Below are 24,258 nucleotides of genomic sequence, written 5' to 3'. Positions count from 1 at the left end.
TGATCACCATAGACACCTGACCATCGGTCAGTCAGTCCCCGGGGCCCATGAGCTGCTCCACCACGCTGGTCCCGCTGCCCGGCTGCGACTCCCACTCCCAGTTCTCCTCCAGCCGCAGCCGCCCGTCGGGCAGCTCCACGACCGTCGACACACAGTGCCCCGAGGACGTGCTGCCGTCCCGCTTGAGCTGCACGTATCGGAAGTCCAGCCGGTCTTCCTCGCGGGTGCCCACCAGGTACCCGCGTACGACGTCACCGCCCGCGTACTCGGCCCGGATCGCGCCGTCCTGCTCGTGGTAGGCGAACCGGGTGCGGGTGCCGACCTGGCCCGGCGCCTGGTCGGCGACGGGGGCGAGGACGAGACCGTCGAGCGAACCGGCCATGCGAAGGCTCCCTACACGTTCGTTGATACGCGGGCTAGGGTGGCCAACGTAAGACACTCGCGGGAGCCCGGACGCACCGGGCTGAGAGGGAGGCTGCGGCCTCCGACCGTATGAACCTGATCCGGGTCATGCCGGCGAAGGGAGGGGCTGGACGCCCATGCCGCCCACACACACCTCGCAGCGCCCCCCGATGTCCTCGTCGTCGGGGGCGGCATCATCGGTCTGGTCACGGCCTGGCGGTCCGCGCAGCGCGGGCTGGCCACGACCGTGCTGGACCCCGAGCCGGGCGGTGGCGCCGCCCAGGTGGCCGCCGGGATGCTGGCCGCCGTCACGGAACTGCACTACGGAGAGCAGGCTCTGCTCGGTCTGAACCTCGCCTCCGCGCTCCGCTACCCCGACTTCGCGGCCGAGCTCACCGAGGCCACCGGCCACGACCTCGGCTACCGCAGGTGCGGCACGCTCGCGGTCGCGCTGGACGCCGACGACCGCGCCCATCTGCGCGAACTGCACTCCCTGCAACAGCAGTCGGGGCTCGACGCGCAGTGGCTGTCGGGGCGGGAGTGCCGACGCCTCGAGCCGATGCTCGCACCCGGTGTGCGCGGCGGGCTGCGGGTGGACGGCGACCACCAGATCGACCCCAGGCGACTGGCGGCGGCACTGGTGACCGCCTGCGAGCGGGCGGGCGTGGTCCTGCACCGCGCGTGGGCCGACCGGCTCACCGTCTCCGGGGAGCGGGCCACGGGCGTGGTCACCGCCGACGGCACCGGGCTGGCCGCCGGGCAGGTGGTGCTCGCCGGAGGCAGCCTCAGCGGGCGGCTCGCGGGCATCCCCGCGGACCTGCTGCCTCCCGTACGTCCCGTGAAGGGGCAGGTGGTCCGGCTGGCGATGCCCGACCGGTTCGGTCCGTTCCTGAGCCGTACGGTGCGGGCGGTGGTGCGGGGCAGCCATGTGTACCTGGTGCCGCGTGAGAGCGGGGAGCTGGTGATCGGGGCGACCAGTGAGGAGCAGGGCTGGGACACGACCGTCACCGCGGGCGGGGTGTACGAGCTGCTGCGCGACGCCCACGAACTGGTCCCCGGCATCACCGAGCTGCCGCTCACCGAGACCCGGGCCGGGCTGCGCCCCGGCACCCCCGACAACGCGCCCCTGCTCGGCCCGTCCGGGCTGGCGGGGCTGGTCCTGGCGACCGGGCACTACCGCAACGGTGTGCTGCTCACTCCGGTCACCGGCGACGCCCTGGCGGAGTTCCTGGCCACCGGTGAACTCCCGGCGGAGGCCCGCCCCTTCATCCCCCGGCGGTTCACCACGACCGCCGCCGCACTCACGGAGCAGCCCGTATGAACACTCCTGTGAACACTTCGGCGAACACCGCTACGCATGCCCCGGTCATGGTCTCGGTCAACGGAGAGCCTCGCGAGGTGGCTCCCGGCACGGCGCTCGACGCGCTGGTCGGCACGCTGACCGAGGCTCACTCCGGGGTGGCCGCCGCCCTCAACGAAACGGTCGTCCCGCGCGCGCAGTGGCCGCTCACGCCCCTCGCCGGGGGGATCGGGTGGAAGTCCTGACCGCCGTGCAGGGAGGCTGATCATGGCCGACGATCCGTTCGTCCTCGGCGGTACGTCCTTCACGTCCCGTCTGATCATGGGCACCGGCGGGGCGCCCAGCCTCGAGGTGCTGGAGCGGGCGTTGGTGGCGTCCGGGACCGAGCTGACGACCGTCGCGATGCGGCGGGTGAACCCCTCGGTGCACGGCTCCGTACTCTCGGTACTGGACAGGCTGGACATCCGGGTGCTGCCGAACACGGCCGGCTGTTTCACCGCGGGGGAGGCGGTGCTCACCGCCCGTCTCGCGCGGGAGGCGCTCGGCACCGACCTGGTCAAGCTGGAGGTCATCGCCGACGAGCGCACCCTGCTGCCGGACCCCATCGAACTGCTGGAGGCGGCCGAGACCCTGGTCGACGACGGGTTCACGGTGCTGCCGTACACCAACGACGATCCGGTGCTGGCGCGGAAGCTGGAGGACGCCGGCTGTGCGGCGATCATGCCGCTCGGGTCGCCGATCGGGTCGGGGCTCGGCATCCGCAACCCGCACAACTTCGAGCTGATCACGCAGCACGCGCGCGTGCCGGTGATCCTGGACGCGGGCGCCGGTACGGCGTCGGACGCGGCGCTGGCGATGGAGCTGGGGTGCGCGGGTGTGATGCTCGCCTCGGCGGTGACCCGGGCGCAGGAGCCGGTACTGATGGCCGTCGCCATGCGGAGCGCGGTCGAGGCGGGACGGCTGGCCCGGCGGGCGGGGCGGATTCCACGACGGCACTTCGCCGAGGCGTCTTCTCCTGCGGAGGGCCTTGCCGTGCTGGATCCGGAGCGGCCGGCGTTCTGAGAGGTCCTCCCACCTGCGCACCATCCGTTTCCAGCCGGTCGAGAGGCGGGGGCTCCTCATGGGGGCCGAGCACCGTCGGCGGCCGCGGAGCGTCCCTCCGTGGGTTGCGTCACAGGTCGGCTGCAGTCGCGCCCCGGTCCGGACCGATCCGGTCGGCGCCGTCGGCGGCTCCTCGTAGACTCCCCTGCGTGGACACGACCCTTCAGGACCCTCTGGTCGGGCAGCTGCTCGACGGCCGGTATCGCGTCGAGGCGCGTATCGCGGTCGGCGGGATGGCCACGGTCTACCGGGCCGTGGACACCCGTCTGGACCGCGTGCTCGCGCTCAAGGTGATGCACCCGGCGCTCGCCGCCGACGGCTCCTTCGTCGAGCGGTTCATCCGCGAGGCGAAGTCGGTCGCCCGGTTGGCCCATCCGAACGTGGTCCAGGTCTTCGACCAGGGCACCGACGGGGCGTACGTCTACCTGGCGATGGAGTACGTCGCCGGCTGCACCCTGCGTGACGTGCTGCGCGAGCGCGGTGCGCTGCAGCCGCGGGCCGCGCTGGACATCCTGGAGCCGATGCTGGCCGCGCTCGGCGCCGCGCACCGGGCCGGGTTCGTGCACCGGGACATGAAGCCGGAGAACGTGCTGATCGGGGACGACGGCCGGGTCAAAGTCGCCGACTTCGGGCTGGTCCGGGCCGTGGACACGGTGACGAACACCACCGGCACCGTGCTGGGTACGGTCTCGTACCTGGCGCCGGAGCAGATCGAGAGCGGTACCGCCGCCCCCCGCGTGGACGTCTACGCGTGCGGCATCCTGCTGTACGAGATGCTGACCGGTGAGAAGCCGCACGACGGCGACTCCCCCGCGATCGTGCTCTACAAGCATCTGCACGACGACGTGCCGCCCCCGTCGGTCGCCGTACCCGGTATGGCGTACGCGCTGGACGAGCTGGTCGCGTCGGCGACCGCGCGCAACCCGGAGGTCCGCCCGTACGACGCGGTGGCGCTCCTCGCGCAGGTCCGCGAGGCGCGCGGCGGGCTCGACGCCGAGCAGCTGGACGCGATGCCGCCGCAGGCGCTGACGTCGGAGCACCAGCACGTCCAGGGCGCAGAGCACCGTACGAGCGTCATCCCGCGCGCGCTGACGTCCCCCACGCTCGGCTTCGCTCACGCGGGGGGACCCCCATCCCGCCCGCTGCCCGTCGACGAGGACCACCACACCAGCCGGCTCCAGTCCCCGGCGCCACCGCCGCCCCGGCGCGGTGCGTCGCTGCGGGGTCCGCTGCTGCGGCGCGGCCCGATGGCGATCGTCGTCGCCGTGCTGCTGGTGCTCGGCGCCGGGGCAGGCCTGTGGTACATCAACTCCGGCCAGTTCACCGAGGTCCCGCCGCTGCTGGCGAAGACCGAGAAGGAGGCCCGGGAGCGGCTGGCGGACGCCGGACTGGGCGTCGGCCAGGTCAGGGAGGCGTACAGCGACACCGTGAAGCGGGGCACGGTGATCAGCACGGATCCGGAGGCGGGTGCCCGTATCCGCGGCACCGACTCGGTCTCGCTCACTCTCTCCAAGGGGCCGCAGACCGTGCGGGTGCCCGATGTCGACGGCTACCGGCTGGACAAGGCACGGTCCGTGCTCAAGGACGCGGGTCTGGAACCCGGCATGGTCACCCAGGAGTTCAGCGAGGACGCGTCCAAGGGCTTCGTGATCTCCACCCGGCCGGGCAAGGACACGGAGGTCCGGGCGGGCTCGGCGGTGGCGCTCACCGTGAGCAAGGGCAGCCCGGTGGACATCCCCGAGGTGATCGGCCAGGACCTGGACGACGCGCGCGCCGAGCTGGAGGAGGCCGGCCTCGAGGTGAGGACCGCCGCAGAGCGGGTCACCTCCGAGCACGACGCGGGCCGGGTGGCCCTGCAGAGCCCAGAGGCCGGCAGTGAGGCCGCCGAGGGGGACACCGTGACGCTGACGCTGTCCAAGGGACCCGAGATGATCCGGGTTCCGGACGTGGTCGGCGACAGTGTGGACGAGGCCACCGGGAAGCTGGAGGGAGCCGGGTTCCGGGTCAAGGAGGACCGCGGGCTGCTCGGTCTGTTCGGTGACACCGTCAAGGCCCAGTCCGTGTCCGGCGGGGACACCGCGCCCAAGGGCTCGACGATCACCCTCAAGATCCGCTGACAAGGGGCTCCGGGGCTCCGGCGACTCGGGGCATGACACCCTGGAAGGGTGAAGAACCACCTGTCCGGCCCTGCCCGCAACCCGGTCGGCGGCCATGTCCCCGTGGCCGGCGGTCTGCATTCCGTCGGCCTGTCCTACGCCCGTGAGCTGCGCGCGGAGGCCGTGCAGGTCTTCGTCGCCAACCCGCGCGGCTGGGCGACGCCGACCGGCGACCCCCGGCAGGACGCGGCGTTCCGCGAGGCGTGTGCGGCGGCGTCGATCCCGGCGTACGTGCACGCTCCGTATCTGATCAACTTCGGCTCCCACACCGAGGCGACCGCCGAGCGGTCCGCCGAGTCGCTGCGGCACTCGCTGCGGCGCGGGCGCGCGATCGGGGCGCGGGGTGTGGTGGTGCACACCGGCAGCGCGACCGGCGGACGGGAGCGGTCGGTGGCGCTGAGGCAGGTACGGGAGTACCTGCTGCCGCTGCTCGACGAGCTCACCCGTGACGACGACCCGTTCCTGCTGCTGGAGTCGACGGCTGGCCAGGGCGCCTCCCTGTGCTCGCGGGTCTGGGACTTCGGTCCGTACTTCGAGGCGCTGGACGCCCACCCGAAGCTGGGTGTCTGCCTGGACACCTGCCACGTCTTCGCGGCCGGACACGATCTGACCGGGCCGAGCGGGATGCGTCAGACACTGGACCTGCTGGTGGACACGGTCGGCGAGGGACGGCTGAAGCTCATCCACGCCAACGACTCCATGGATGTGGTCGGCGCGCGCAAGGACCGTCACGCGAACATCGGCGGAGGCCACATAGGCGAGGACCCGTTCCGCACGCTGATGACGCATCCGGCGACCGAGGGCGTACCCCTGGTCATCGAGACCCCCGGCGGCAAGCAGGGGCATGCGGCGGACGTGGAGCGTCTGAAGAAACTCCGGGATTAGGGCCCCGGGGCCGCCCGGGGACGGCCCCGGTCAGATTTCGGGGCCGTCCCCGGGCTCCTCCTGGTACGAGTAGCGCTGTTCCTTCCAGGGGTCGCCGACGTTGTGATAGCCGCGCTCCTCCCAGAAGCCGCGGCGGTCGGCGGTCATGTACTCCACGCCGCGGACCCACTTCGGTCCCTTCCAGGCGTAGAGGTGGGGGACGATCAGACGGAGCGGAAACCCGTGCTCGGCGGTCAGCAGTTCGCCGTCCTTGTGGGTGGCGAAGAGGGCCTGCTCGGACGAGAAGTCCGCCAGCCGCAGGTTGGAGCTGAATCCGTACTCGGCCCACACCATCACATGGGTGACGTCGGGCGCGGGCGGAGCGAGTTCCAGGAGGGTACGGGCCGGAATCCCGCCCCATTCGGCGCCGAGCATGCTGAACTTCGTGACGCAGTGCAGATCGGCCACGACGCTGTGGTACGGCAGGGCCGTGAACTCCCCATGGTTCCAGCAGTGCTTGTCGCCGTCTGCGGTGGCGCCGAACACCCTGAACTCCCAGCGCTCGGGCCGGAACCTGGGGACGGGCCCGTAGTGCGTGACCGGCCAGCCCTTTTGCAGTCGCTGCCCCGGCGGGAGCTCGAACCGCGCCGCTCCCTCTGCTGTGCGCTCCCCCGATTCGCGTTCCGCAGGCTGACCCATGCTTCCATCCTGACAGACCCGGCGTGACGCATCGGACCGGGGCCACATGAACTCGGACAATCTCCACCAAAGAGCAGTAAGTATCTCCTTACTCAGTAAGGAGATACTTACTGGACGATCTTCTCCACCGGTGGAATCATTCGGCGCACCTGGCCCGTTCATTCGTGTGGAAGGAGCCGCTGCGATGCAGGGCGACCCCGAGGTCATCGAATTCCTCAACGAGCAGCTGACCGCCGAGCTGACCGCGATCAACCAGTACTTCCTGCACTCCAAGATGCAGGAGAACTTCGGCTGGACCAAGCTCGCGAAGTACACGCGGGCCGAGTCGTTCGACGAGATGAAGCACGCCGAGCTGCTGACCGACCGCATCCTGTTCCTGGAAGGGCTGCCGAACTACCAGCGGCTCTTCCATGTGCGGGTGGGCCAGACCGTCAAGGAGATGTTCGAGGCGGACCGGCAGATCGAGGTCGAGGCGATCGACCGGCTTCGGCGCGGCATCAAGGTGATGCGCGAGAAGGGCGACATCACGTCCGCGAACATCTTCGAGTCGATCCTCGCGGACGAGGAGCACCACATCGACTACCTCGACACCCAGCTGGACCTGGTGGAGAAGCTCGGCGAGGCGCTCTACATCGCCCAGGTGATCGAGCAGCCGGACAGCTGAGAACGGGACGGCCGAGAACGGGACGGCCGGGCAGCGGGACCGCCGACGGCCGGGGACCGGCCGAGCGGGATCAGGCCGCTTCGTCGAGCCCGGTGAGTTCGGCGAGCGCCGGCTCGCCCTGGCCCACCAGGTCGCGGCGCGGGCACCCGCCCCGCCCCAGCAGGGCCTGGATACGGCGTACGCAGGAACCGCAGTCCGTGCCCGCCTTGCAGGCGGACGCTATCTGGCGGGGAGTACAGGCACCGTCCTCCGCGTGCTTCCTCACCTGCTGCTCGGTGACGCCGAAGCAACTGCAGATATACACGCGGTTCGCCTCCCGACGTAGTGCTGGGTCGTGCCACACCGACCCCGGGTCGGTGAGGCTAACCTAACCTTACCTGTCGCCCAAAGGGCATGAAAGTGGGGTGGGGCGCGGATCCCGTGTGATCCGCGCCCCACCCCTCGCTCGCCGTTGCGGCAGGTGAACGGCCGGTGACGCCGGTGGCTGGGTTACCGGGTCACTGGTCCCGGTACATCTCGGCGACGAGGAACGCCAGGTCCAGCGACTGGCTGCGGTTCAGCCGGGGGTCGCAGGCGGTCTCGTAGCGCTGGTGCAGATCGTCGACGAAGATCTCGTCGCCGCCGCCCACGCACTCGGTGACGTCGTCGCCGGTGAGTTCCACGTGGATGCCGCCCGGGTGGGTGCCGAGCTCCTTGTGGACCTCGAAGAAGCCCTTCACCTCGTCGAGCACGTCGTCGAAGCGGCGGGTCTTGTGCCCGGAGGCCGCCTCGAAGGTGTTGCCGTGCATCGGGTCGGTCACCCAGGCGACGGTGGCACCGGAGGCGGTGACCTTCTCGACCAGCTCGGGAAGCCTGTCGCGGATCTTGTCCGCACCCATCCGGACGATGAAGGTCAGCCGGCCCGGCTCCCGCTCGGGATCGAGCCGCTCGATGTACTGCAGCGCGTCCTCGGCGGTGGTGGTTGGGCCGAGCTTGACGCCGATCGGGTTGCGGATCTTCGAGGCGAACTCGACGTGCGCGTGGTCCAGCTGCCGGGTGCGCTCACCGATCCACACCATGTGCGCGGAGACGTCGTACAGCCGGCCGGTGCGCGAGTCCACGCGGGTCAGCGCCGACTCGTAGTCCAGCAGCAGCGCCTCGTGCGACGAGAAGAACTCGACGGTCTTGAACTCCTCCGGCTCGACCCCGCAGGCCTGCATGAAGTTCAGCGCGTTGTCGATCTCGCGGGCGAGCTGCTCGTAGCGCTGGCCGGACGGGGACGACTTCACGAAGTCCTGGTTCCAGGCGTGCACCTGGCGCAGGTCGGCGTAGCCGCCGGTGGTGAAGGCGCGCACCAGGTTCAGCGTGGAGGCCGAGGCGTGGTACATGCGCTTCAGCCGCTCGGGGTCCGGGACGCGGGCCTTTTCGGTGAAGTCGAAGCCGTTGACGGAGTCGCCCCGGTAGGTGGGCAGGGTCACGCCGTCGCGGGTCTCGGTCGACTTGGAGCGCGGCTTGGAGTACTGGCCGGCGATCCGGCCCACCTTCACGACGGGCACGGACGCGGCGTACGTCAGTACGGCGCCCATCTGGAGCAGTGTCTTGAGCTTGGCCCTGATGTGGTCGGCGGACACCGCGTCGAAGGACTCGGCGCAGTCGCCGCCCTGGAGGAGGAACGCCTCTCCCTTGGCGACGGCCGCCATCCGGGCGCGCAGCTGGTCGCACTCGCCCGCGAAGACGAGCGGTGGATACGACTCGAGGTCCGCGATCACTGCGCGCAGAGCCTCGGTGTCGGGGTACTCGGGCTGCTGCGCCGCGGGCAGGTCTCGCCAGGTGTTGTCAGCGCTCGGGCTGGTCTTAGCGTTCACGGTCACGCCTCAACATTACGGGGTGGGAGGGCGCCTTCCGGGCCATGCCCAGCAAGTGAGACAGGGGATACCCTCCGTGGACACGTGAGGACCATGCGAGAGGCATGCGCTAAGGTGCGTCGCATGTTCGCGCTTTCGACCCGGAACGGTTCGGTTCAGAACCCTTCCGTCCTGAACTGGTGGTGGACCGCTTCTCCGGCGGCCCACTGACTCATCGCGCGTACGCAAGACTCCGCGAAGGCCGCCCGAGGGGCGGCCTTCGGCGTTCGCGGCCCGCGCTGCGGCCGCGTACGACGGGCCGGCCCTCCCTCACCGAGGGACCACGACCGATGAACCTGCTCGACCTACTGGACGACCCCCGCCCGTTCGCCCTGCTGCGCCGCCGCACCCCCGGCCACGACGACACCGTGGTGGAGCTGCTGCTCGGCCCCGTCACCCCCCGTGACCGGCTGGCCGACCTGCCCGACGAGGGGCTGGCGCTCATCCCCTTCCGGCAGATCCGGGAGCGCGGTTTCGACGTGCGCGACGACGGCACCCCGCTGCTGGTGCTGACCCCCGAGGAGCGCCACGAGATCCCGCTCACCGATGCCCTGGAACAACTGCCCGCGCACGACGTCCGGGTGGAGGACGGCGGCTTCGACGTCGACGACGACGCGTACGCCGAGATCGTCGGGCGGGTGCTGCGGGAGGAGATCGGGCGGGGCGAGGGCGCCAACTTCGTGATCCGGCGGACCTACGAGGGTGAGATCCCCGGGTTCGGGCGGGCCGACGCGCTGGCATTGTTCCGGCGGCTGCTGGAGGGCGAGCGGGGCGCGTACTGGACGTTCGTGGTGTGCACCGGAAACGAGAAAGGGCCCGGAGGGCCATCCCTGGAAGGGCGGGGGTGGGAGACGGGCGGGCGGACGCTGGTCGGTGCGAGCCCCGAGGTGCACGTGCGGGCGTCCGGCGGAACCGTCGTGATGAACCCGATCAGCGGCACGTACCGCTACCCGGCCGGGGGACCGACCCCCGAGCACCTGCTGGACTTCCTCGCCGACGGCAAGGAGATCGAGGAGCTGTCGATGGTCGTCGACGAGGAGCTCAAGATGATGTGCACCGTCGGTGACATGGGCGGGGTCGTGGTCGGCCCCCGGCTGAAGGAGATGGCGCATCTCGCGCACACCGAGTACGAGCTGCGCGGCCGGTCCTCGCTGGATGTGCGGGAGGTGCTGAAGGAGACCATGTTCGCCGCGACCGTCACCGGGTCGCCGGTGCAGAACGCCTGCCGGGTGATCGAGCGGTACGAGCCCCTCGGGCGGGACGGCACCGGGCGCGGGTACTACGCGGGCGCGCTGGCGCTGCTCGGACGGTCCGCGGGGGGTGGGCGGGAAGGGTCCGTGGGCGCCCAGACCCTCGACTCCCCCATCCTCATCCGCACCGCCGACATCGACGCGGCCGGGCGGCTGCGGGTGCCGGTCGGCGCCACGCTGGTGCGGGGCTCGGACCCGGCGGGCGAGGTCGCCGAGACCCATGCGAAGGCGGCCGGGGTGCTGACCGCGCTGGGGGTGCGCCCGGCACGGCCGCGCGAGGAGTCCGTACGGCCGCGGCTGGCCGACGATCCGCGGGTGCGGGCGGCGCTGGACGGGCGGCGGGCCTCGCTGGCCCCGTTCTGGCTGCGGATGCGGGAGCCGTCGGCCGCGCTGGGGGGACACGCCCTGGTCGTCGACGGGGAGGACACCTTCACGGCGATGCTCGCGCACGTGCTGCGCTCGTCGGGGCTCGCGGTCACCGTCCGGCGGTACGACGAACCGGGGCTGCGGGAGGCGGCGCTCGGGCACGAGGGGCCGGTGGTGCTGGGGCCCGGCCCCGGTGACCCGTCCGACACGGCCGACCCGAAGATGCGGTTCCTGCGCGGCCTGACCGCCGCGGTGCTCAGGGACAGCCGGCACGGCGTCCTCGGCGTCTGCCTCGGCCACGAGCTGATCGCGGCCGAGCTGGGTCTCGACACGGTCCGCAAGGAGGTGCCGTACCAGGGGGCGCAGACCGAGATCGACCTGTTCGGGCGGCCGGAGACGGTCGGCTTCTACAACAGCTTCGTCGCCCATTGCGACGACGAGGCGGCGGCGGAACTGACCGCGCACGACGTCGAGGTGAGCCGCGCGGCGAACGGCGAGGTGCACGCCCTGCGCGGCCCCGGCTTCGCGTCGCTGCAGTTCCACCCCGAGTCGGTGCTCACCCTGAACGGTGCGGCTCTCGTCGCGGAGCTGATGGGTCAGCTCCGCGGTACGAGGACGTTCTCCGAGCGGCGGCCCTCGGTGTAGTCGAGGACGTTGCGCACCGTGGTCTCGATGATCTGGCTGACGGCGTCCACGGTGTAGTACGCCTGATGGGACGTCACCAGGACGTTGGGGAAGGTGATGAGGCGGGCCAGGGTGTCGTCCTCGAGGGCCTCCAGGGACTTGTCGAGGAAGAACAGGCCCGCCTCCGCCTCGTACACGTCCAGTCCGACGCCGGTGAAGCGGCCCGCGCGCAGTTCGGCGACGAGGGCGGCGGTGTCGACGAGTCCGCCGCGGCTGGAGTTCACCAGGATCGCGTCGTCCCGCATCGTCCTCAGGGCGGGCCCGTCGATCAGCCGGTGGGTCTCCGGCACGAGCGGAACGTGCAGGGTGACCAGGTCGGACTCGGCGAGCAGCCGCTCCTTGGGGACGTACGTCATGCCGAGCTCCCGGCAGGCGGGGTTCTCGGCGACGTCCCAGCCGAGCAGCCGCATGCCGAAGCCGTGTGCGATCCGGGCGAACGCCTCGCCGATCTTGCCGGTGCCGAGGACGCCGGCGGTGCGGCCGTGCATGTCGCGGCCCATCAGTCCGTCGAGGCGGAAGTCGAAGTCGCGGGTGCGGGTGGAGGCGCGGACGATCCGGCGGTTGACCGCCATGGCGAGGGTCCAGGCGAACTCGGCGACCGAGTGGGGCGAGTAGTACGACACCCGGGCGACCGTCAGGCCGAGCCGCTCGGCCGTCTTCAGGTCGACGTTGTTGAAGCCGGTGGACCGCTGGGCGATCATCCGGGTGCCGCCGGCCGCCAGGTTCTCCAGGACCTCGGCGCCGAGGTCGCAGTTGACGCTGGTGGAGATCACCTCGTGGCCGGTCGCGATGAGGGCGGTGTCCTCGTTGAGGAAGACGTCCAGGCCACGTACCTCGTGGTGGCCTTGGAAGGCCCGCTCGATCATGGGCTTCTCGTCCGACTGCACACCGAACGCGAGTATTTCCACGGGTTCCCTCCGGGGGTCGTGCCGGAATCATTGCCGCTGCGCGAATATACGGGGCTGGAGAGGGGTGTGCTGGGGCCGGACAGGCCCTACTCGTCGTCGAGACCGCGTTCTATGGCGTAGCGGACGAGTTCCACACGGTTGTGCAGCTGGAGCTTGCCCAGGGTGTTCTGCACGTGGTTCTGCACCGTGCGGTGGGAGATGACGAGCCGTTCGGCGATCTGCTTGTAGCTGAGGCCCTTGGCGACCAGGCGCAGCACCTCGGTCTCCCGGTCGGTCAGCCGGGGCGCCTTGGTTCCGCCGCTCTCCGGGGCGGGTGCCGGATCGGAGGCCAGCCGGCGGTACTCGCCGAGGACCAGTCCGGCCAGGCCCGGGGTGAACACCGGGTCGCCGACCGCCGTACGGCGCACCGCGTCCTGCAGGTCCTGGGTCGAGGCCGACTTCAGCAGGTAGCCGGTGGCACCCGACTTCACCGCTTCCAGGACGTCGGCGTGCTCGCCGCTCGCCGAGAGCACCAGCACGCGCAGGGCGGGGTTCGCGGCGACGACCTCCTTGCAGACCTGGACACCGGGCTTGCCGGGCAGGTTCAGGTCGAGGACGAGGACGTCGGGCGCGGCGGCCCTGGCGCGGCGCACGGCCTGGTCGCCGTCACCGGCGGTGGCAACCACCTCGAAGCCGGACTCGGACAGGTCGCGGGCGACGGCGTCGCGCCACATGGGGTGGTCGTCGACCACCATCACCCTGACCGGGTCCGGGCCGCCCTGCCCGCCGTGCCCTCCGGTTGCCGTGTCCGTCATCGTCGCTCCGCCTTCCCCCGCACGTCCCACTCGTCGTTCCTGCCCTTCGGCACCCTCAACTCGACCTCCGTGCCCTGTCCGGGCACCGAGACCAGTTCCGCGTCGCCGCCGAGGTCGCGCAGCCGTCCCCGGATCGACAGGGCCACCCCGAGCCGCCCCTCGCCCTCGGCCTGGGCGAGCCGGCCCTCGGGGATGCCGGGTCCGTCGTCGCGGACGGTGACGATCACCTCGTCCGGTTCGTCCTCGACCAGGATCCAGGCCCGGGCGTCCGGCCCGGCGTGCTTGCGTACGTTGTCCAGGGCGGCCCCGACGGCGGCGGCGACCTCCCGCGCGGAGGCCGGCGCGAGCGGCACCGGCGCCCCGGGTTCGGCGAGGCTGACCAGGGCACCGGCGTACGGGGCGAGCAGGGCACGCAGGTCGACGGGGCCGTCCCCGGTGTCGCCCTCCGGGCCGTCCCCGGCCTCCTCGGTGGTGTCCTCCACGGCGCGTACGACCGCTCCCCCGGCCTTGTCCCGCGAGGCCCTGGGTACGGGCACCAGGCCGCCGGAGACCAGTGTGCGCAGCGCCACCTCCTGCTCGCCGGCCATCCGGCCCAGTTCGGCCGCCTCGCCGCCGATCACCGCGCCGCGCCGCTGCACCATCGCGAGCACCTGGAGCACGCTGTCGTGGATGTCCCGCGCGAGCCGCTCCCGTTCCCTCGTCGCGGCCTCGATCTCCAGGGCGCGGGCGAGGGTGCGCTCGGAGGCACGGGCGACCTCGACGACGTAGCCGATGGCCATGGAGGCGACCCAGACGAGGATCACGTTGTGCACGGTGTCGCGGGCGGGGCCGCCGCGCTCGACCAGGTTGGCGACGGCCACCAGGGTGGAGGCGAGGGCCGCCCAGCGCCAGCCGCCCTTGATGGCGAAGGCGAGCACCGAGCCGGCGGTCCAGATCGACGGCATGGTCGGGCCGCCCGCCTGGACCCGCTCGTGGGCGTCGGCGACGGGGGTGAGCAGGATGCCGGCGAGTGCGATGGTCAGGTCGGCGGTGAGGAAGCGTTTGGTGCAGCGGGCGGCGTTCGCGACCCGGGGCAGGGTGGCCAGCGTCCATCCGGCCAGCACAGCGAAGTAGGCCACGGCGAGCCAGGGGCGCTCGAACTCCTCGTAGGCGGTGGCGAACAAGCCGATCGCGTAGACCATGGCGAGGACCCGGTAGCCGGCGAGCGCGCGCCACAGCGGCTGCTCGACCGACATCCTCATGACTTTCCCGCCCCTGGGCATGCCCTCCCCCACTCCCGCCCCCGGACCCGCTTACGGATTCCAGGGGTCGGACCGCCGCTGCTCGGCGGCCTCGTCCCGCGGTGCTTCCTTCTCCGCCGCTTCCTTCGCCTGCCGCTCGGCTTCCTTCTCCGCCTTCTCGGTGCGGGCGAGTTCCGCCCTCGCCGCCTTCTCGGCCTTCTCCGCTTCCTTGCCGGCCTTGGCCGCCTCCGCGAGCTGCCGCTTCATGGCGGTCGCGTAGATGTCGACGTACTCCTGGCCGGAGAGCTTCATGATCTCGTACATGACTTCGTCGGTCACCGCGCGGAGCACGAAACGGTCGTGCTCCATACCGTGGTAGCGGCTGAAGTCCAACGGCCTGCCTATGCGGATGCCCGGCCGGATCAGCTTCGGGACGACCTTCCCGGGCGGCTGGACCTTCTCCGTGTCGATCATGGCGACCGGGAGCACGGGCGCGCCGGTGGCGAGCGCCACGCGCGCGAGGCCGCCCGGCTTGCCCCGGTAGAGACGCCCGTCGGGCGAGCGCGTGCCCTCGGGGTAGATGCCGAACAACTCGCCGCGTTCGAGTACCTCTATGCCGCTCCTGATCGCCGCCTCACCGGCGCCACGCGCGCCGGAGCGGTCCACCGGGAGCTGGCCCACGCCCTTGAAGAAGGCGGCCGTCAGCCGTCCCTTCACCCCGGGCGTGGTGAAGTACTCGGCCTTGGCGATGAAGGTGACCTTGCGGTCGAGCACGGCCGGCAGGAAGAAGGAGTCGGAGAACGACAGGTGGTTGCTGGCCAGAATGGCGGGGCCCCCGGCGGGTACGTTCTCCAGGCCCTCCACCCAGGGCCGGAAGGCGAGCTTCAGCGACCCTCCGACGGTGACCTTCATCGCGCCGTACAACAACCGAGTGCCTTCCTGTGCGTATGGGTCAGACCTTATCCCGGGGCGCCGTCAATGGCTCCGACGACCCTGGTCGGTGTCAGTGCGGTCGCGTACGGTGAAGGTCCTGCAACTCGTGTGCGGGCCCGGCCCATGGCACCCGTGCCATGACCGTCATGCCGTACAGCCCCTTCTCACGACTCCTATGACTCCTACGACTTTCAGACCGGGAGGCCAAGGTGCCGCTCCTGACCGGAGCCGAGCCGTATCGCCATGAGGGCGGGGAGACCGCAGTCCTCCTCTGCCACGGCTTCACCGGTTCACCGCAGTCGCTGCGCCCCTGGGCGGAGCATTTCGCCGAACACGGCCTGACCGTCTCGCTGCCCCTGCTCCCCGGGCACGGCACCCGCTGGCAGGACCTGCGGCTGACCGGCTGGCAGGACTGGTACGCGGAGGTGGACCGCGAGTTGCGGCTGCTGCGGGACCGGTGCGCTCGGGTCTTCGTGGCCGGCCTGTCCATGGGCGGCGCGCTCGCCCTGCGGCTGGCCGCGCGGCACGGCGACGCGGTGAGCGGCGTCATGGTCGTCAACCCGGCGAACAAGGTGCACGGACTGACCGCGCACGCGCTGCCCGTGGTCCGCCACCTGATCCCCGCGACGAAGGGGATCGCGAGCGACATCGCGAACCCGTCGGTCACGGAGCTGGGGTACGACCGGGTGCCGCTGCACGCGGCCCACTCCCTGCGCACCTTCCTGCGTCTGCTCGACGGCGAACTGCCCCAGGTCACCCAGCCTCTGCTGCTTCTGCGCAGCCCGCAGGACCATGTGGTGCCGCCCGCGGACTCGGCCCGGATCCTCGGCCGGGTCTCGTCGCTCGACGTGACGGAGATCCTGCTGGAACAGAGCTATCACGTGGCGACGTTGGACTACGACGCGGAGCGGATCTTCCAGGAGAGCACCGCGTTCATCGGCCGGCTCGCACCCGGCGCCGTCAACGAGCCCGGTCTCGGCAAGGAAGGGACGACCACAGGTGGCTGAGCACGACTCGGACCGCGAGGACCGCGAAGGGCGCGAGGACCGGGAGGCACGCGAGGCCGGCCAGGGCCGTGACGGCCGAGGTCCGGAGGAGCAGGCCGTCCCCTTCGACGAGGACGCCGCGTGGGCGGCGATCGTCGCCGGGTACGGGGACGAGCCGCCGGACCCGGCGGGCGTCAAGCCGTTCAAGTCGGTCGAGGACCTCGCGTTGCTGGAGTCCGACACCAATGACGAGGGGGCGGCGCAGGCCGGGGCCCCGACGAAGACCGGGAGAAGCCGGCCAAGCCGCTGGGCGGCTCCATCGCCTTCGCGCCGGGCGTCGGCCCGCGCGACTACAGCGTGTCCGAGCCCTCGGACGACGACTTCGACGACGGCGACGAGGGCCACTTCGTACCGCCGGAGCCGCCGCCGCTGCCCGAGTCCGACATCACCTCCAAGTTCGCCTGGCTGGGGGTGCTGGGCGGCCCGGTGCTGCTCATGCTGGCGATCCTGCTCGGCTGGGAGATGACCTGGTGGCTGACCACGCTCTGCATCGGCGGCTTCCTGGGCGGCTTCGCCACCCTGGTGATGCGGATGCGCACCGGCGACGAGGACGACGACGATCCCGGCCGCGGCGCGGTGGTCTGAGAGCGGGCCCCTCGCCCACGCGGCCTCCGCGGACTACCCGGCCGGCACCCTGAGGGCGGCCAGGACCGGCAGGTGGTCGGTGGCCGCCCTCAGATCGGCCTCGGTCACCCCCGGCTGGTCGAGCGGGACACCGCAGCCCAGGATCTCGACGCCCTTCGTGGCGAACAGGGCGTCGATGCGCTGATGCGGCTCGGTGGGCGTCGAGGTGTACTCACCGCCCCAGGGCGCGGCGGCCCAGCAGTCCGTGAGGGAGGCGCCCAGCCGCCGGAAGGTGCGGCCGTCCGGCCGCTCGTTGACGTCACCGCCCGCGACCGCGTGCTCCACACCCATCCCGGCGAGCCGGTCCAGGAGCATGCCGCCCTGCTCGTACCGCTCGTCCTTCGCCAGCGACAGATGACAGCTCAGCACCCCCAGCCGGGCACCGCCGAACCGTACGACGGCGGTGGCGAAGCCGCGCCGGTGTAGCCCCGGGGTGAGCGGCAGCAGCACGTCCTCGGTGCGCTCGACGGTCGCCCGCAGCGAACACAGGACGGCGGACCCGGCTGCCGTGGCGCCCCCGGACAGCGTGACCAGTCCGGAGGCGGAGGCGAGCCGCGCCAGCTTCTTGCGCCACCGGAAGAACCGCGGCGCCTCCTGCACGAGCACCAGATCGGGCGCACACGCCCCGATCACCCGGGCCAGCGCGTCGGTGTCATCCCGCATCGAACGAATGTTGTAACTCAGCACCCGGACAACGGCCGAACCATCGGCCTCGGTCCGGGAATCGGGCAGCAGCGGAGTCGTCGCCATGCGGATCAAGATACGCCCGACCCGCTACGGCGGCGCCCGCCGTGGTCCCCGAAGGGGAACAGGCGGGCGCCGCCGGGTGGGTGAGGGGGTGTCACATGATGGGGTCGGGTTCCCGGGCCAGGTCCGCCGCACCGACCAGGCCGGCCTTGTTGCCGAGTTCGGCGGCGCGAACCTCGGCCACCGGGCGCCAGTTGCCGCCGACCAGCCAGCGCTTGTAGGACTTGCGGATCGGGCCGAGGACCAGTTCGCCCTCCTCGGAGAGACCGCCGCCGACGATGAAGGCGGACGGGTCGAAGAGGGAGGCCAGGTCCGCGAGGCCGGCGCCGACCCAGCGGGCCAGTTCGCGGTAGGAGTCGACGGCCACCGGGTCGCCCTGGCGGGCGGCCATGGAGACGTGCTTACCCTCGATGCCCTCGGGGGTGCCGTCCCCCAGGGAGAGCAGCGTCTCCGCGTTCTCGGGGGTCGCGTTGGCGCGCTGGGTGGCGTACCGGACGAGGGCGCGCCCGGAGGCGTACTGCTCCCAGCAGCCCTGCGAGCCGCAGCCGCACAGCAGCCCGTCCGGCACCATCCGGATGTGCCCGAACTCGGCGGCCACGCCGAAGTGGCCCCGGCGCAGCTTGTTGCCGATGATCACGCCGCCGCCGAGGCCGGTGCCGAGCGTGATGCAGATGACGTTGCGGTGGCCCTTGCCTGCACCGAACTTGTACTCGCCCCAGGCCGCGGCGTTGGCGTCGTTCTCCACGACGACGGGAAGACCCGTGCGGGCCTCGACCTTCTCCTTGAGCGGCTCGTTGCGCCAGTAGATGTTGGGGGCGAAGTACACCGTCGAGCGCTGGCGGTTGACGTATCCGGCCGCACCGATGCCCACGCCGACGATGTCGTGGCCCGCGCGTGCTCCCTCCACCGCGGAGGCGATGGCGTCCACGATGCCGTCGGGCGTGCCCGGGGTCGGCACCTTGTGGGTCGAGAGGATGTTGCCTTCCTCGTCGACCACGCCGGCCGCGATCTTGGTGCCGCCGATGTCGACGCCGATGGTGAGTCCCATGAATCCCTCAGTTCCGGTCGAGCCCCGCTACCGCCCACGGTACCCGAGGCCCTGCGGTCGGGTTTCCGGCACGGGCACGGGCTGCCGCCGGGTACGGGTCTCCGGCACCGGCGGGGCCGCCCACCGGATCAGTCCAGGTCGATGCGTTCTTCGCCGGGCCCCGGCTCGTCGCCCCGGTCCCGGCCCGCGTCACCCTTCCCACCCTCGTCCCGGGCCTCGTCCGGGTTCCAGGCACGGGTGTCCCGGGTCGCCCAGCGGCGTTCCTGGTCCTGGACCGCGGAGCGGTAGGCGGCGAGGAGTTCATTGCCCGCGGCGGCGAGGTGGTCGAAGACATCCGGGTTACGTTCGACGACCGGTTCCACGGCCGCCTTGGCCTGCTGGACGACCTGGCGCACCACCTGCTGCGCGGCCGGTCCGGCGACCGCGCCGAACAGGGGGGACTGGAGGCCGCCGGTGAGCTGGCCGAACTTCTCGGCGACCGCGTCGACGAGCTTGCGCAGTTCCTCGGCCGCCGAGCCGGGGGGCGGTCCGTACTGGGCGCGGCGGCGGGCCTTCTCCTCCTCGAGGTCCTCGGCGCACGCCGTCGCCCAGGCGTCCGCGTCGGAGGCGGTGTACGCCTCGTCCACGGCGCGTACCTCGTCGTCCACGGGCGCGTCCCCGGCGGCGTCGGACGGGGGAGCTGATCGCTCATGAGGGACTCCTGACTACGGTGGGCCCCTCCGACGTTACCCGAACGGCCGTACCGGCTTCACGGGGTCCGCGGCCACAGCCGCGGATCCGGCCGGAACCGGATGCGCAGCTCGCCCTCGCGCAGGGCCGCGCCGTCGACGGTGCAGCGGCGCAGCGCGGAGGGCAGTGGGACGGTCCGCCGGAACGGCCCGGCGGTGACGGTGAGTTCGTCGCCGCGCCGGAGCAGGTCCAGTTCCTCGCGCCGGGCGCCGGGCAGTGGGATGTGCCAGACCAGTACGCCGTCGTCGGTGGCGGGAGGCTCCCCGCTCGAGGGGGGCCGGGAGTGGAGAAGGCCGGTGACGGGCCACTCGACCGTGGCGTGCGTCCCCTTGACGCCCAGCACGCCGGGTACGGCGAGCTGGGCGAGGTCGTCCGGGCCTCGCGGGTCGCGTCCCAGGTGGGCGACCGGGTGGACGTCGTACGTCTCGCGCCACTCGTCCAGGGTCTTGCACTGCTGGGCGACCAGGCCGGCGAGCCGGCTGTCCTCGACGTCCCCGGGCAGGAGGCGCCCGGCGACCAGCGCGTCGGTGCGCAGTCCGCGCAGGGCGAGGCCCAGGCCCGCGGCGCGTACCGCGTCGGCGCCGGCGGGACCGGGTTCGGCGACCAGCCGTACGGCGGTGTCCCGATCGGCGAGGACGGCCTCGACCGCGGCCAGCTCGGTGTCCCAGCGGGCGGCCGTCTCGTACAGCCACTCCGCGGGCATCGGGACCCCGGCGAGGCGGCCGAGTACGGGACGCAGGGCGCGGGCGGCCCGGCGTTCCGGCGGGAGCAGGCGGCGCAGGCAGCGGCGGAGTTCCTCGGGGAGGGCGAGGAGGGCGAGGGCCTGCGGGGTGGGCGGGAGATCGACGACGAGCAGGTCGTACGTCTCCGACAGCGCCGCGTCCCGCAGGGCGCGCAGCACGGAGAGCTCCTCGGCGCCGGGCAGCGGGCTGAGCTCCTCGGGGTCGAGCCGGGACGCGCCGAGCAGGTCGAGCACCGTGGCGGCCCGGTCCTGCAGGGCGGCCAGGTCGGCGCGGAAGTCCGCACCGGCGTCGACCCGCCGGGCGGTGAGCCCTTGCTCGACCTCGACGGGCTCGGCGCCCACGGGCGTCCCCAGTACCGCGCCCAGCGTGTCCGCCCGGTCGGTGCCCAGCACCAGCACGCGGGCGCCCGCACGGGCGGCGGCGAGCGCGGTGGCCGCCGCGACGGTGGTACGTCCGTTGCCGCCGGGGCCCGTGATCAGGAGGGTACGCATGAGGGTGAACGGTACCCGGGCCCGTGCCCGGGCCCGGCCGGCGCCGCTCCCCTCCCGGACAGGCCCTAGTCCGCCGCCGGCTTCCCGCCGGCCTCGGTGGCCGGCGGCTCCCCGCCCGACTCCACCCGCTTCTTCAGTCCCGCCAGGGCCCGGTCGATGATGACCTTCTCCGCCTTGCGCTTGATCATGCCGAGCATCGGGATCTTGACGTCGACGGTGAGCCGGTAGGTGACCTCGGTGGTGCCCGCGCCGGCCGGCGTCAGGAGGTAGGAGCCGTCCAGGGAGCGCAGCATCTGGGACTTCACCAGCGTCCAGGAGACCTCGTGCTCACCCGTCCAGGTGTACGCGAGGGTCTGGTCGTCCTTGATCGCGCCGGCGTCCATGACGAGGCGCACCTGCTCGGCCCGGCCCCGGTCGTCGGACTTGAGGACCTCGGCCTCCTTCACCTCGCCGGTCCAGTCCGGATAGCGGGCGAAGTCGGCGATCACCCCCATGACATCGGCCGGTGCCGCCTCGATCGTGATGCTCGAGCTGGTGTGTTCCGCCATCGCCGTGGCTCCTCCAGATGCGGGCCCGTGGTTCGGATCGCCGTGCGCGGCCCACGCGCACGCCCGTGCAGCGGAAGGCTATCGCGCACCCGGCGGGTGCAGCTGATCCGACCGCCACTCATCCGACCCGGGGCATCCTCACCACTCGAGGACCCAGGGCCGGCCGCTGCCCGCGAAGTGCCCCACGTTCACGCACTCGGTGGCCCCGATCCGCATGCGCCGGACCAGCGGCTGGTGCACATGCCCGAACAGCGCGTACCGCGGCCTGGTGCGGTGGATGGCGTCCAGCAGGGCCCGGCTGCCGCGCTCGAAGCGGCGCGCGACGGTGTCGTACACCAGCTCCGGGACCTCCGGCGGGATGTGCGTGCACAGCACGTCGACCTCGCCGACGGCCTCGATCTTCGCCGTGTACTCCTCGTCGCTGATCTCGTAGGGCGTGCGCATGGGGGTACGCAGCCCACCGCCGACGAAGCCGAACACCCGGCCGCCGATCTCCACCCGTTCGCCGTCGAGGACGGTGGTGCCGGGTCCCGCGTACTCCTGCCACAAAGCCGGTATGTCGACATTGCCGTAGGTGGCGTACGTGGGCGCGGGAAAGACGGCGAACATCTCGGCGTACTGCTTGCGCACCGCCTTCTCGATCGCCCCGGCGCGGTCCGTGCCGATGCCCGCCCACAGCCGGGACTGGAACACGCGCGCCTCCTCGAAGCGACGGGCGGTGCGCAGTTCCACGATGCGGTCGGCGTTCTCGACGCCGAACAGGTCGGGGAAGATGCCGCGGGAGTGGTCGGCGTAGTCGAGGAAGAGCACCAGGTCGCCCAGGCAGATCAGGGCGTCCGCGCCGTCACCGGCGCGGGCCAGGTCACGGGCGTTGCCGTGCACATCGCTGACCACATGGACGCGTGTGCGCCGGTCTCCTTCTGGTCCGGAAGCCATGCCGATCAAGGGTAGGCGTGTCCGTCCTGTGTGAACAGTGGTGGCCGGACCTGCGGTAACTGGCTCGGCGGGGAGGCGGTGGAATACTGTGCGCGAGGGAACACCCAGCTGTGTGACGCAGCGAACATCTCGCCGGGGCCCCCTGTCGCAGACCCATACCGGCGGGTAACGTCCGGGCAGTCCACTCATGCTCGGGTTTTCGACAGCTGATCCCTCGAGCACCCGCCCGAGCCTTGGACCGCACCGTCGTCGCATCGCACAACGTCGTGGCGCCGGCGCCCTAAGAGGAGCAGCAGTCTTGCGCGAGTTCAGCCTTCCGGCTTTGTACGAGGTCCCCGCGGACGGCAATCTGACCGACATCGTCCGCAGAAACGCCGCGCAGCACCCCGATGTCGCCGTCATCGCCCGCAAGGTCGCCGGCGTGTGGCAGGACGTGACGGCCACCGTCTTCCTCGGCGAGGTACGGGCGGCCGCCAAGGGGCTCATCGCCTCCGGTGTCCAGCCCGGCGACCGGGTGGGCCTGATGTCCCGCACCCGCTACGAGTGGACACTGCTGGACTTCGCGATCTGGAGCGCCGGCGCGGTCACCGTGCCGGTGTACGAGACCAGTTCACCGGAGCAGGTGGCCTGGATCCTCAGCGACTCCGGCGCCACCGCCTGCGTGGTGGAGACCGACGGCCACGCGGCCGCGGTGGAGTCGCTGCGCGACCGGCTGCCCGCGCTGAAGCACGTGTGGCAGATCGAGGGCGGCGCGATCGCGGGCGGTGCCCTCGAGGAGCTCGGACGGCTCGGTCAGGACGTCACCGACGAGACGGTCGAGGAGCGCAGCTCCGTCGCCAGGGCCGACGACCCGGCGACCATCGTCTACACCTCCGGCACCACCGGCCGTCCCAAGGGCTGCGTGCTCACCCACCGCAGCTTCTTCGCCGAGTGCGGCAACATCGTGGAGCGGCTGCGCCCGCTGTTCCGCACCGGCGAGTGCTCGGTACTGCTCTTCCTCCCGCTCGCGCACGTCTTCGGCCGGCTGGTGCAGATCGCGCCGATGATGGCGCCGATCAAACTGGGCTGCGTCCCGGACATCAAGCAGCTCACCGACGAACTGGCCGCGTTCCGGCCGACGCTGATCCTGGGCGTGCCGCGGGTCTTCGAGAAGGTCTACAACTCGGCGCGCGCCAAGGCGCAGGCCGACGGCAAGGGCCGGATCTTCGACCAGGCGGCGGACACCGCCATCGCGTACAGCAAGGCGCTGGACACGCCGTCGGGCCCGTCCCTCGGTCTGCGGATCAAGCACAAGGTCTTCGACAGGCTCGTGTACGGCAAGCTGCGCGCGGTGCTCGGCGGGCGCGGTGAGGCCGCCATCTCCGGCGGCGCGCCGCTGGGCGAGCGCCTCGGCCACTTCTTCCGCGGCATCGGCTTCACGGTACTGGAGGGGTACGGCCTCACCGAGTCCTGCGCGGCCACCACGTTCAACCCCTGGGAGCGGCAGAAGATCGGCACGGTCGGACAGCCGCTGCCCGGCTCGGTGGTCCGCATAGCCGACGACGGCGAGGTGCTGTTGCACGGCGAGCACCTGTTCAAGGAGTACTGGAACAACCCGGGCGCGACCGAGGAGGCGCTGGCCGACGGCTGGTTCCACACCGGCGACATCGGCACCCTCGACGAGGACGGGTATCTGCGGATCACCGGGCGCAAGAAGGAGATCCTCGTGACCGCGGGCGGCAAGAACGTCGCGCCGGCCGTGATCGAGGACCGTATCCGCGCGCACGCGCTGGTCGCGGAGTGCATGGTGGTCGGCGACGGGCGGCCGTTCGTGGGTGCGCTGGTCACCGTCGACGAGGAGTTCCTGGTCCGCTGGGCGGCGGAGCACCGCAAGCCGAAGGGGGCCACGGCGGCGTCGCTGACCGAGGACCCCGATCTGCTCGCCGCGATCCAGACGGCGATCGACGACGGGAACGCGGCGGTCTCCAAGGCGGAGGCGGTGCGGAAGTTCCGGGTGCTGCCGGTGCAGTTCACGGAGGAGTCGGGGCATTTGACTCCGTCGTTGAAGCTGAAGCGGAATGTGGTGGCGAAGGATTACGCGCACGAGATCGAGGCGATCTACGCGAAGTAGGCCGTCGGTTCT

General features: G+C 71.8%; 22 protein-coding genes, 2 pseudogenes and 1 riboswitch. Of the genes and pseudogenes, 10 read left to right on the top strand and 14 right to left on the bottom strand.

Annotation, left to right across the window (positions count from 1 at the left end):
* Nucleotides 1–31: 31 nt before the first annotated feature.
* Nucleotides 32–382 carry a hypothetical protein gene (locus tag WJ438_RS30010; RefSeq protein WP_406727999.1) on the bottom strand — a complete coding sequence of 117 codons (351 nt, stop codon included), beginning with the start codon at nt 380–382 and terminating at the stop codon, nt 32–34.
* A 49-nt stretch (nt 383–431) separates the two neighbouring features.
* Nucleotides 432–542, top strand: a riboswitch (TPP riboswitch).
* On the opposite strand from WJ438_RS30010, the gene thiO reads away from it, so the two are divergent.
* The 5 genes and pseudogenes from thiO to WJ438_RS29985 all read left to right on the top strand — a co-directional run bounded on the left by thiO (nt 530) and on the right by WJ438_RS29985 (nt 5,844).
* Complete coding sequence (thiO, locus tag WJ438_RS30005; RefSeq protein WP_406729850.1) at nt 530–1,723, top strand: glycine oxidase ThiO; 1,194 nt, start codon at nt 530–532, stop codon at nt 1,721–1,723. (Overlaps the previous riboswitch by 13 nt.)
* Nucleotides 1,720–1,967, top strand: a pseudogene (gene thiS, locus WJ438_RS30000) (sulfur carrier protein ThiS). Before thiO ends, thiS begins: the two are co-directional and overlap by 4 nt.
* 2 nt (nt 1,968–1,969) lie before the next feature.
* Nucleotides 1,970–2,764, top strand: a complete 795-nt coding sequence (locus WJ438_RS29995) for a thiazole synthase (protein WP_406727998.1) — start codon at nt 1,970–1,972, stop codon at nt 2,762–2,764.
* Nucleotides 2,765–2,952: 188 nt separating this feature from the next.
* Nucleotides 2,953–4,920, top strand: coding sequence for a Stk1 family PASTA domain-containing Ser/Thr kinase (gene pknB / locus WJ438_RS29990; protein WP_406727997.1), 1,968 nt, complete (start codon nt 2,953–2,955; stop codon nt 4,918–4,920).
* Nucleotides 4,921–4,968: 48 nt separating this feature from the next.
* Nucleotides 4,969–5,844, top strand: coding sequence for a deoxyribonuclease IV (locus tag WJ438_RS29985; RefSeq protein WP_406727996.1), 876 nt, complete (start codon nt 4,969–4,971; stop codon nt 5,842–5,844).
* 30 nt (nt 5,845–5,874) lie between these two features.
* Here WJ438_RS29985 and WJ438_RS29980 read toward each other — a convergent pair whose 3' ends face one another.
* Nucleotides 5,875–6,522, bottom strand: coding sequence for a sulfite oxidase-like oxidoreductase (locus WJ438_RS29980; protein WP_406727995.1), 648 nt, complete (start codon nt 6,520–6,522; stop codon nt 5,875–5,877).
* Nucleotides 6,523–6,706: 184 nt separating this feature from the next.
* Here WJ438_RS29980 and bfr point away from each other — a divergent pair, with 184 nt between their 5' ends.
* Nucleotides 6,707–7,186 carry a bacterioferritin gene (gene bfr, locus WJ438_RS29975; protein WP_406727994.1) on the top strand — a complete coding sequence of 160 codons (480 nt, stop codon included), beginning with the start codon at nt 6,707–6,709 and terminating at the stop codon, nt 7,184–7,186.
* Between the two features lie 70 nt (nt 7,187–7,256).
* On the opposite strand, the gene WJ438_RS29970 is transcribed toward bfr, so the two are convergent.
* Both WJ438_RS29970 and WJ438_RS29965 read right to left on the bottom strand, forming a co-directional pair.
* Entirely contained in the window at nt 7,257–7,490 is a 234-nt protein-coding gene (locus tag WJ438_RS29970) for a bacterioferritin-associated ferredoxin (protein ID WP_406727993.1), read from the bottom strand.
* A 193-nt stretch (nt 7,491–7,683) separates the two neighbouring features.
* On the bottom strand, nt 7,684–9,036 hold the full coding sequence (locus tag WJ438_RS29965; RefSeq protein ID WP_406727992.1) for a class II 3-deoxy-7-phosphoheptulonate synthase: 1,353 nt from the start codon (nt 9,034–9,036) through the stop codon (nt 7,684–7,686).
* 323 nt (nt 9,037–9,359) lie between these two features.
* Here WJ438_RS29965 and WJ438_RS29960 point away from each other — a divergent pair, with 323 nt between their 5' ends.
* The gene (locus tag WJ438_RS29960) at nt 9,360–11,330 is read left to right on the top strand and encodes an anthranilate synthase family protein (RefSeq protein ID WP_406727991.1); all 1,971 of its coding nucleotides are present in this window, start codon (nt 9,360–9,362) and stop codon (nt 11,328–11,330) included.
* On the opposite strand, the gene WJ438_RS29955 is transcribed toward WJ438_RS29960, so the two are convergent.
* From WJ438_RS29955 to WJ438_RS29940, 4 genes are all read right to left on the bottom strand, one after another.
* A complete protein-coding gene (locus WJ438_RS29955) occupies nt 11,282–12,277 on the bottom strand; it encodes a 2-hydroxyacid dehydrogenase (protein ID WP_406727990.1) in 996 nt (331 codons plus the stop codon). The genes WJ438_RS29960 and WJ438_RS29955 overlap by 49 nt on opposite strands.
* An 86-nt stretch (nt 12,278–12,363) precedes the next feature.
* Nucleotides 12,364–13,071, bottom strand: coding sequence for a response regulator (locus WJ438_RS29950; RefSeq protein WP_406727989.1), 708 nt, complete (start codon nt 13,069–13,071; stop codon nt 12,364–12,366).
* Nucleotides 13,068–14,333: a MacS family sensor histidine kinase gene (gene macS, locus WJ438_RS29945; protein ID WP_406727988.1), complete on the bottom strand. Its 1,266-nt coding sequence runs from the start codon at nt 14,331–14,333 to the stop codon at nt 13,068–13,070. Before macS ends, WJ438_RS29950 begins: the two co-directional genes overlap by 4 nt.
* Nucleotides 14,334–14,363: 30 nt before the next feature.
* Nucleotides 14,364–15,203 carry a lysophospholipid acyltransferase family protein gene (locus WJ438_RS29940; protein WP_406727987.1) on the bottom strand — a complete coding sequence of 280 codons (840 nt, stop codon included), beginning with the start codon at nt 15,201–15,203 and terminating at the stop codon, nt 14,364–14,366.
* Between the two features lie 230 nt (nt 15,204–15,433).
* Here WJ438_RS29940 and WJ438_RS29935 point away from each other — a divergent pair, with 230 nt between their 5' ends.
* Together WJ438_RS29935 and WJ438_RS29930 are read left to right on the top strand one after the other, a co-directional pair.
* A complete protein-coding gene (locus WJ438_RS29935) occupies nt 15,434–16,231 on the top strand; it encodes an alpha/beta hydrolase (RefSeq protein WP_406727986.1) in 798 nt (265 codons plus the stop codon).
* Nucleotides 16,224–16,855, top strand: a pseudogene (locus WJ438_RS29930) (hypothetical protein). Before WJ438_RS29935 ends, WJ438_RS29930 begins: the two are co-directional and overlap by 8 nt.
* Nucleotides 16,856–16,888: 33 nt before the next feature.
* Here WJ438_RS29930 and WJ438_RS29925 read toward each other — a convergent pair.
* From WJ438_RS29925 to WJ438_RS29900, 6 genes are all read right to left on the bottom strand, one after another.
* A complete protein-coding gene (locus WJ438_RS29925; RefSeq protein WP_406727985.1) occupies nt 16,889–17,644 on the bottom strand; it encodes an endonuclease/exonuclease/phosphatase family protein in 756 nt (251 codons plus the stop codon).
* A 91-nt stretch (nt 17,645–17,735) separates the two neighbouring features.
* Entirely contained in the window at nt 17,736–18,689 is a 954-nt protein-coding gene (locus tag WJ438_RS29920) for an ROK family glucokinase (protein WP_406727984.1), read from the bottom strand.
* Nucleotides 18,690–18,817: 128 nt separating this feature from the next.
* Nucleotides 18,818–19,336, bottom strand: a complete 519-nt coding sequence (locus tag WJ438_RS29915) for a DUF5304 domain-containing protein (RefSeq protein WP_406727983.1) — start codon at nt 19,334–19,336, stop codon at nt 18,818–18,820.
* 101 nt (nt 19,337–19,437) lie between these two features.
* Nucleotides 19,438–20,652, bottom strand: a complete 1,215-nt coding sequence (locus WJ438_RS29910; RefSeq protein ID WP_406727982.1) for an ArsA family ATPase — start codon at nt 20,650–20,652, stop codon at nt 19,438–19,440.
* A 65-nt stretch (nt 20,653–20,717) separates the two neighbouring features.
* Nucleotides 20,718–21,200 carry an SRPBCC family protein gene (locus tag WJ438_RS29905; protein ID WP_406727981.1) on the bottom strand — a complete coding sequence of 161 codons (483 nt, stop codon included), beginning with the start codon at nt 21,198–21,200 and terminating at the stop codon, nt 20,718–20,720.
* A 138-nt stretch (nt 21,201–21,338) separates the two neighbouring features.
* The gene (locus WJ438_RS29900) at nt 21,339–22,136 is read right to left on the bottom strand and encodes a metallophosphoesterase (protein ID WP_406727980.1); all 798 of its coding nucleotides are present in this window, start codon (nt 22,134–22,136) and stop codon (nt 21,339–21,341) included.
* Nucleotides 22,137–22,434: 298 nt separating this feature from the next.
* Between WJ438_RS29900 and WJ438_RS29895 the strand changes: the two genes are divergently transcribed.
* Nucleotides 22,435–24,246, top strand: coding sequence for an AMP-dependent synthetase/ligase (locus WJ438_RS29895; RefSeq protein WP_406727979.1), 1,812 nt, complete (start codon nt 22,435–22,437; stop codon nt 24,244–24,246).
* Nucleotides 24,247–24,258 lie beyond the last annotated feature (12 nt).

The organism is Streptomyces sp. GD-15H (assembly GCF_045291515.1).
Lineage (GTDB): Bacteria > Actinomycetota > Actinomycetes > Streptomycetales > Streptomycetaceae > Streptomyces.
The sequence above is the reverse complement of the archived record's forward strand: the minus strand, read 5'-3'. Positions and strand labels throughout refer to the sequence as shown.

Excerpts from the sequence above, each read along its gene's own strand:
- WJ438_RS29920 (WP_406727984.1), bottom strand. The coding sequence starts at position 18,689 with ATGGGACTCACCATCGGCGTCGACATCGGCGGCACCAAGATCGCGGCC.
- WJ438_RS29905 (WP_406727981.1), bottom strand. The coding sequence starts at position 21,200 with ATGGCGGAACACACCAGCTCGAGCATCACGATCGAGGCGGCACCGGCC.
- macS (WP_406727988.1), bottom strand. The coding sequence starts at position 14,333 with ATGCCCAGGGGCGGGAAAGTCATGAGGATGTCGGTCGAGCAGCCGCTG.
- WJ438_RS29950 (WP_406727989.1), bottom strand. The coding sequence starts at position 13,071 with ATGACGGACACGGCAACCGGAGGGCACGGCGGGCAGGGCGGCCCGGAC.
- WJ438_RS30010 (WP_406727999.1), bottom strand. The coding sequence starts at position 382 with ATGGCCGGTTCGCTCGACGGTCTCGTCCTCGCCCCCGTCGCCGACCAG.
- WJ438_RS29940 (WP_406727987.1), bottom strand. The coding sequence starts at position 15,203 with ATGAAGGTCACCGTCGGAGGGTCGCTGAAGCTCGCCTTCCGGCCCTGG.
- WJ438_RS29995 (WP_406727998.1), top strand. The coding sequence starts at position 1,970 with ATGGCCGACGATCCGTTCGTCCTCGGCGGTACGTCCTTCACGTCCCGT.
- WJ438_RS29980 (WP_406727995.1), bottom strand. The coding sequence starts at position 6,522 with ATGGGTCAGCCTGCGGAACGCGAATCGGGGGAGCGCACAGCAGAGGGA.
- WJ438_RS29900 (WP_406727980.1), bottom strand. The coding sequence starts at position 22,136 with ATGGCTTCCGGACCAGAAGGAGACCGGCGCACACGCGTCCATGTGGTC.
- bfr (WP_406727994.1), top strand. The coding sequence starts at position 6,707 with ATGCAGGGCGACCCCGAGGTCATCGAATTCCTCAACGAGCAGCTGACC.
- WJ438_RS29910 (WP_406727982.1), bottom strand. The coding sequence starts at position 20,652 with ATGCGTACCCTCCTGATCACGGGCCCCGGCGGCAACGGACGTACCACC.
- WJ438_RS29960 (WP_406727991.1), top strand. The coding sequence starts at position 9,360 with ATGAACCTGCTCGACCTACTGGACGACCCCCGCCCGTTCGCCCTGCTG.
- WJ438_RS29925 (WP_406727985.1), bottom strand. The coding sequence starts at position 17,644 with ATGGCGACGACTCCGCTGCTGCCCGATTCCCGGACCGAGGCCGATGGT.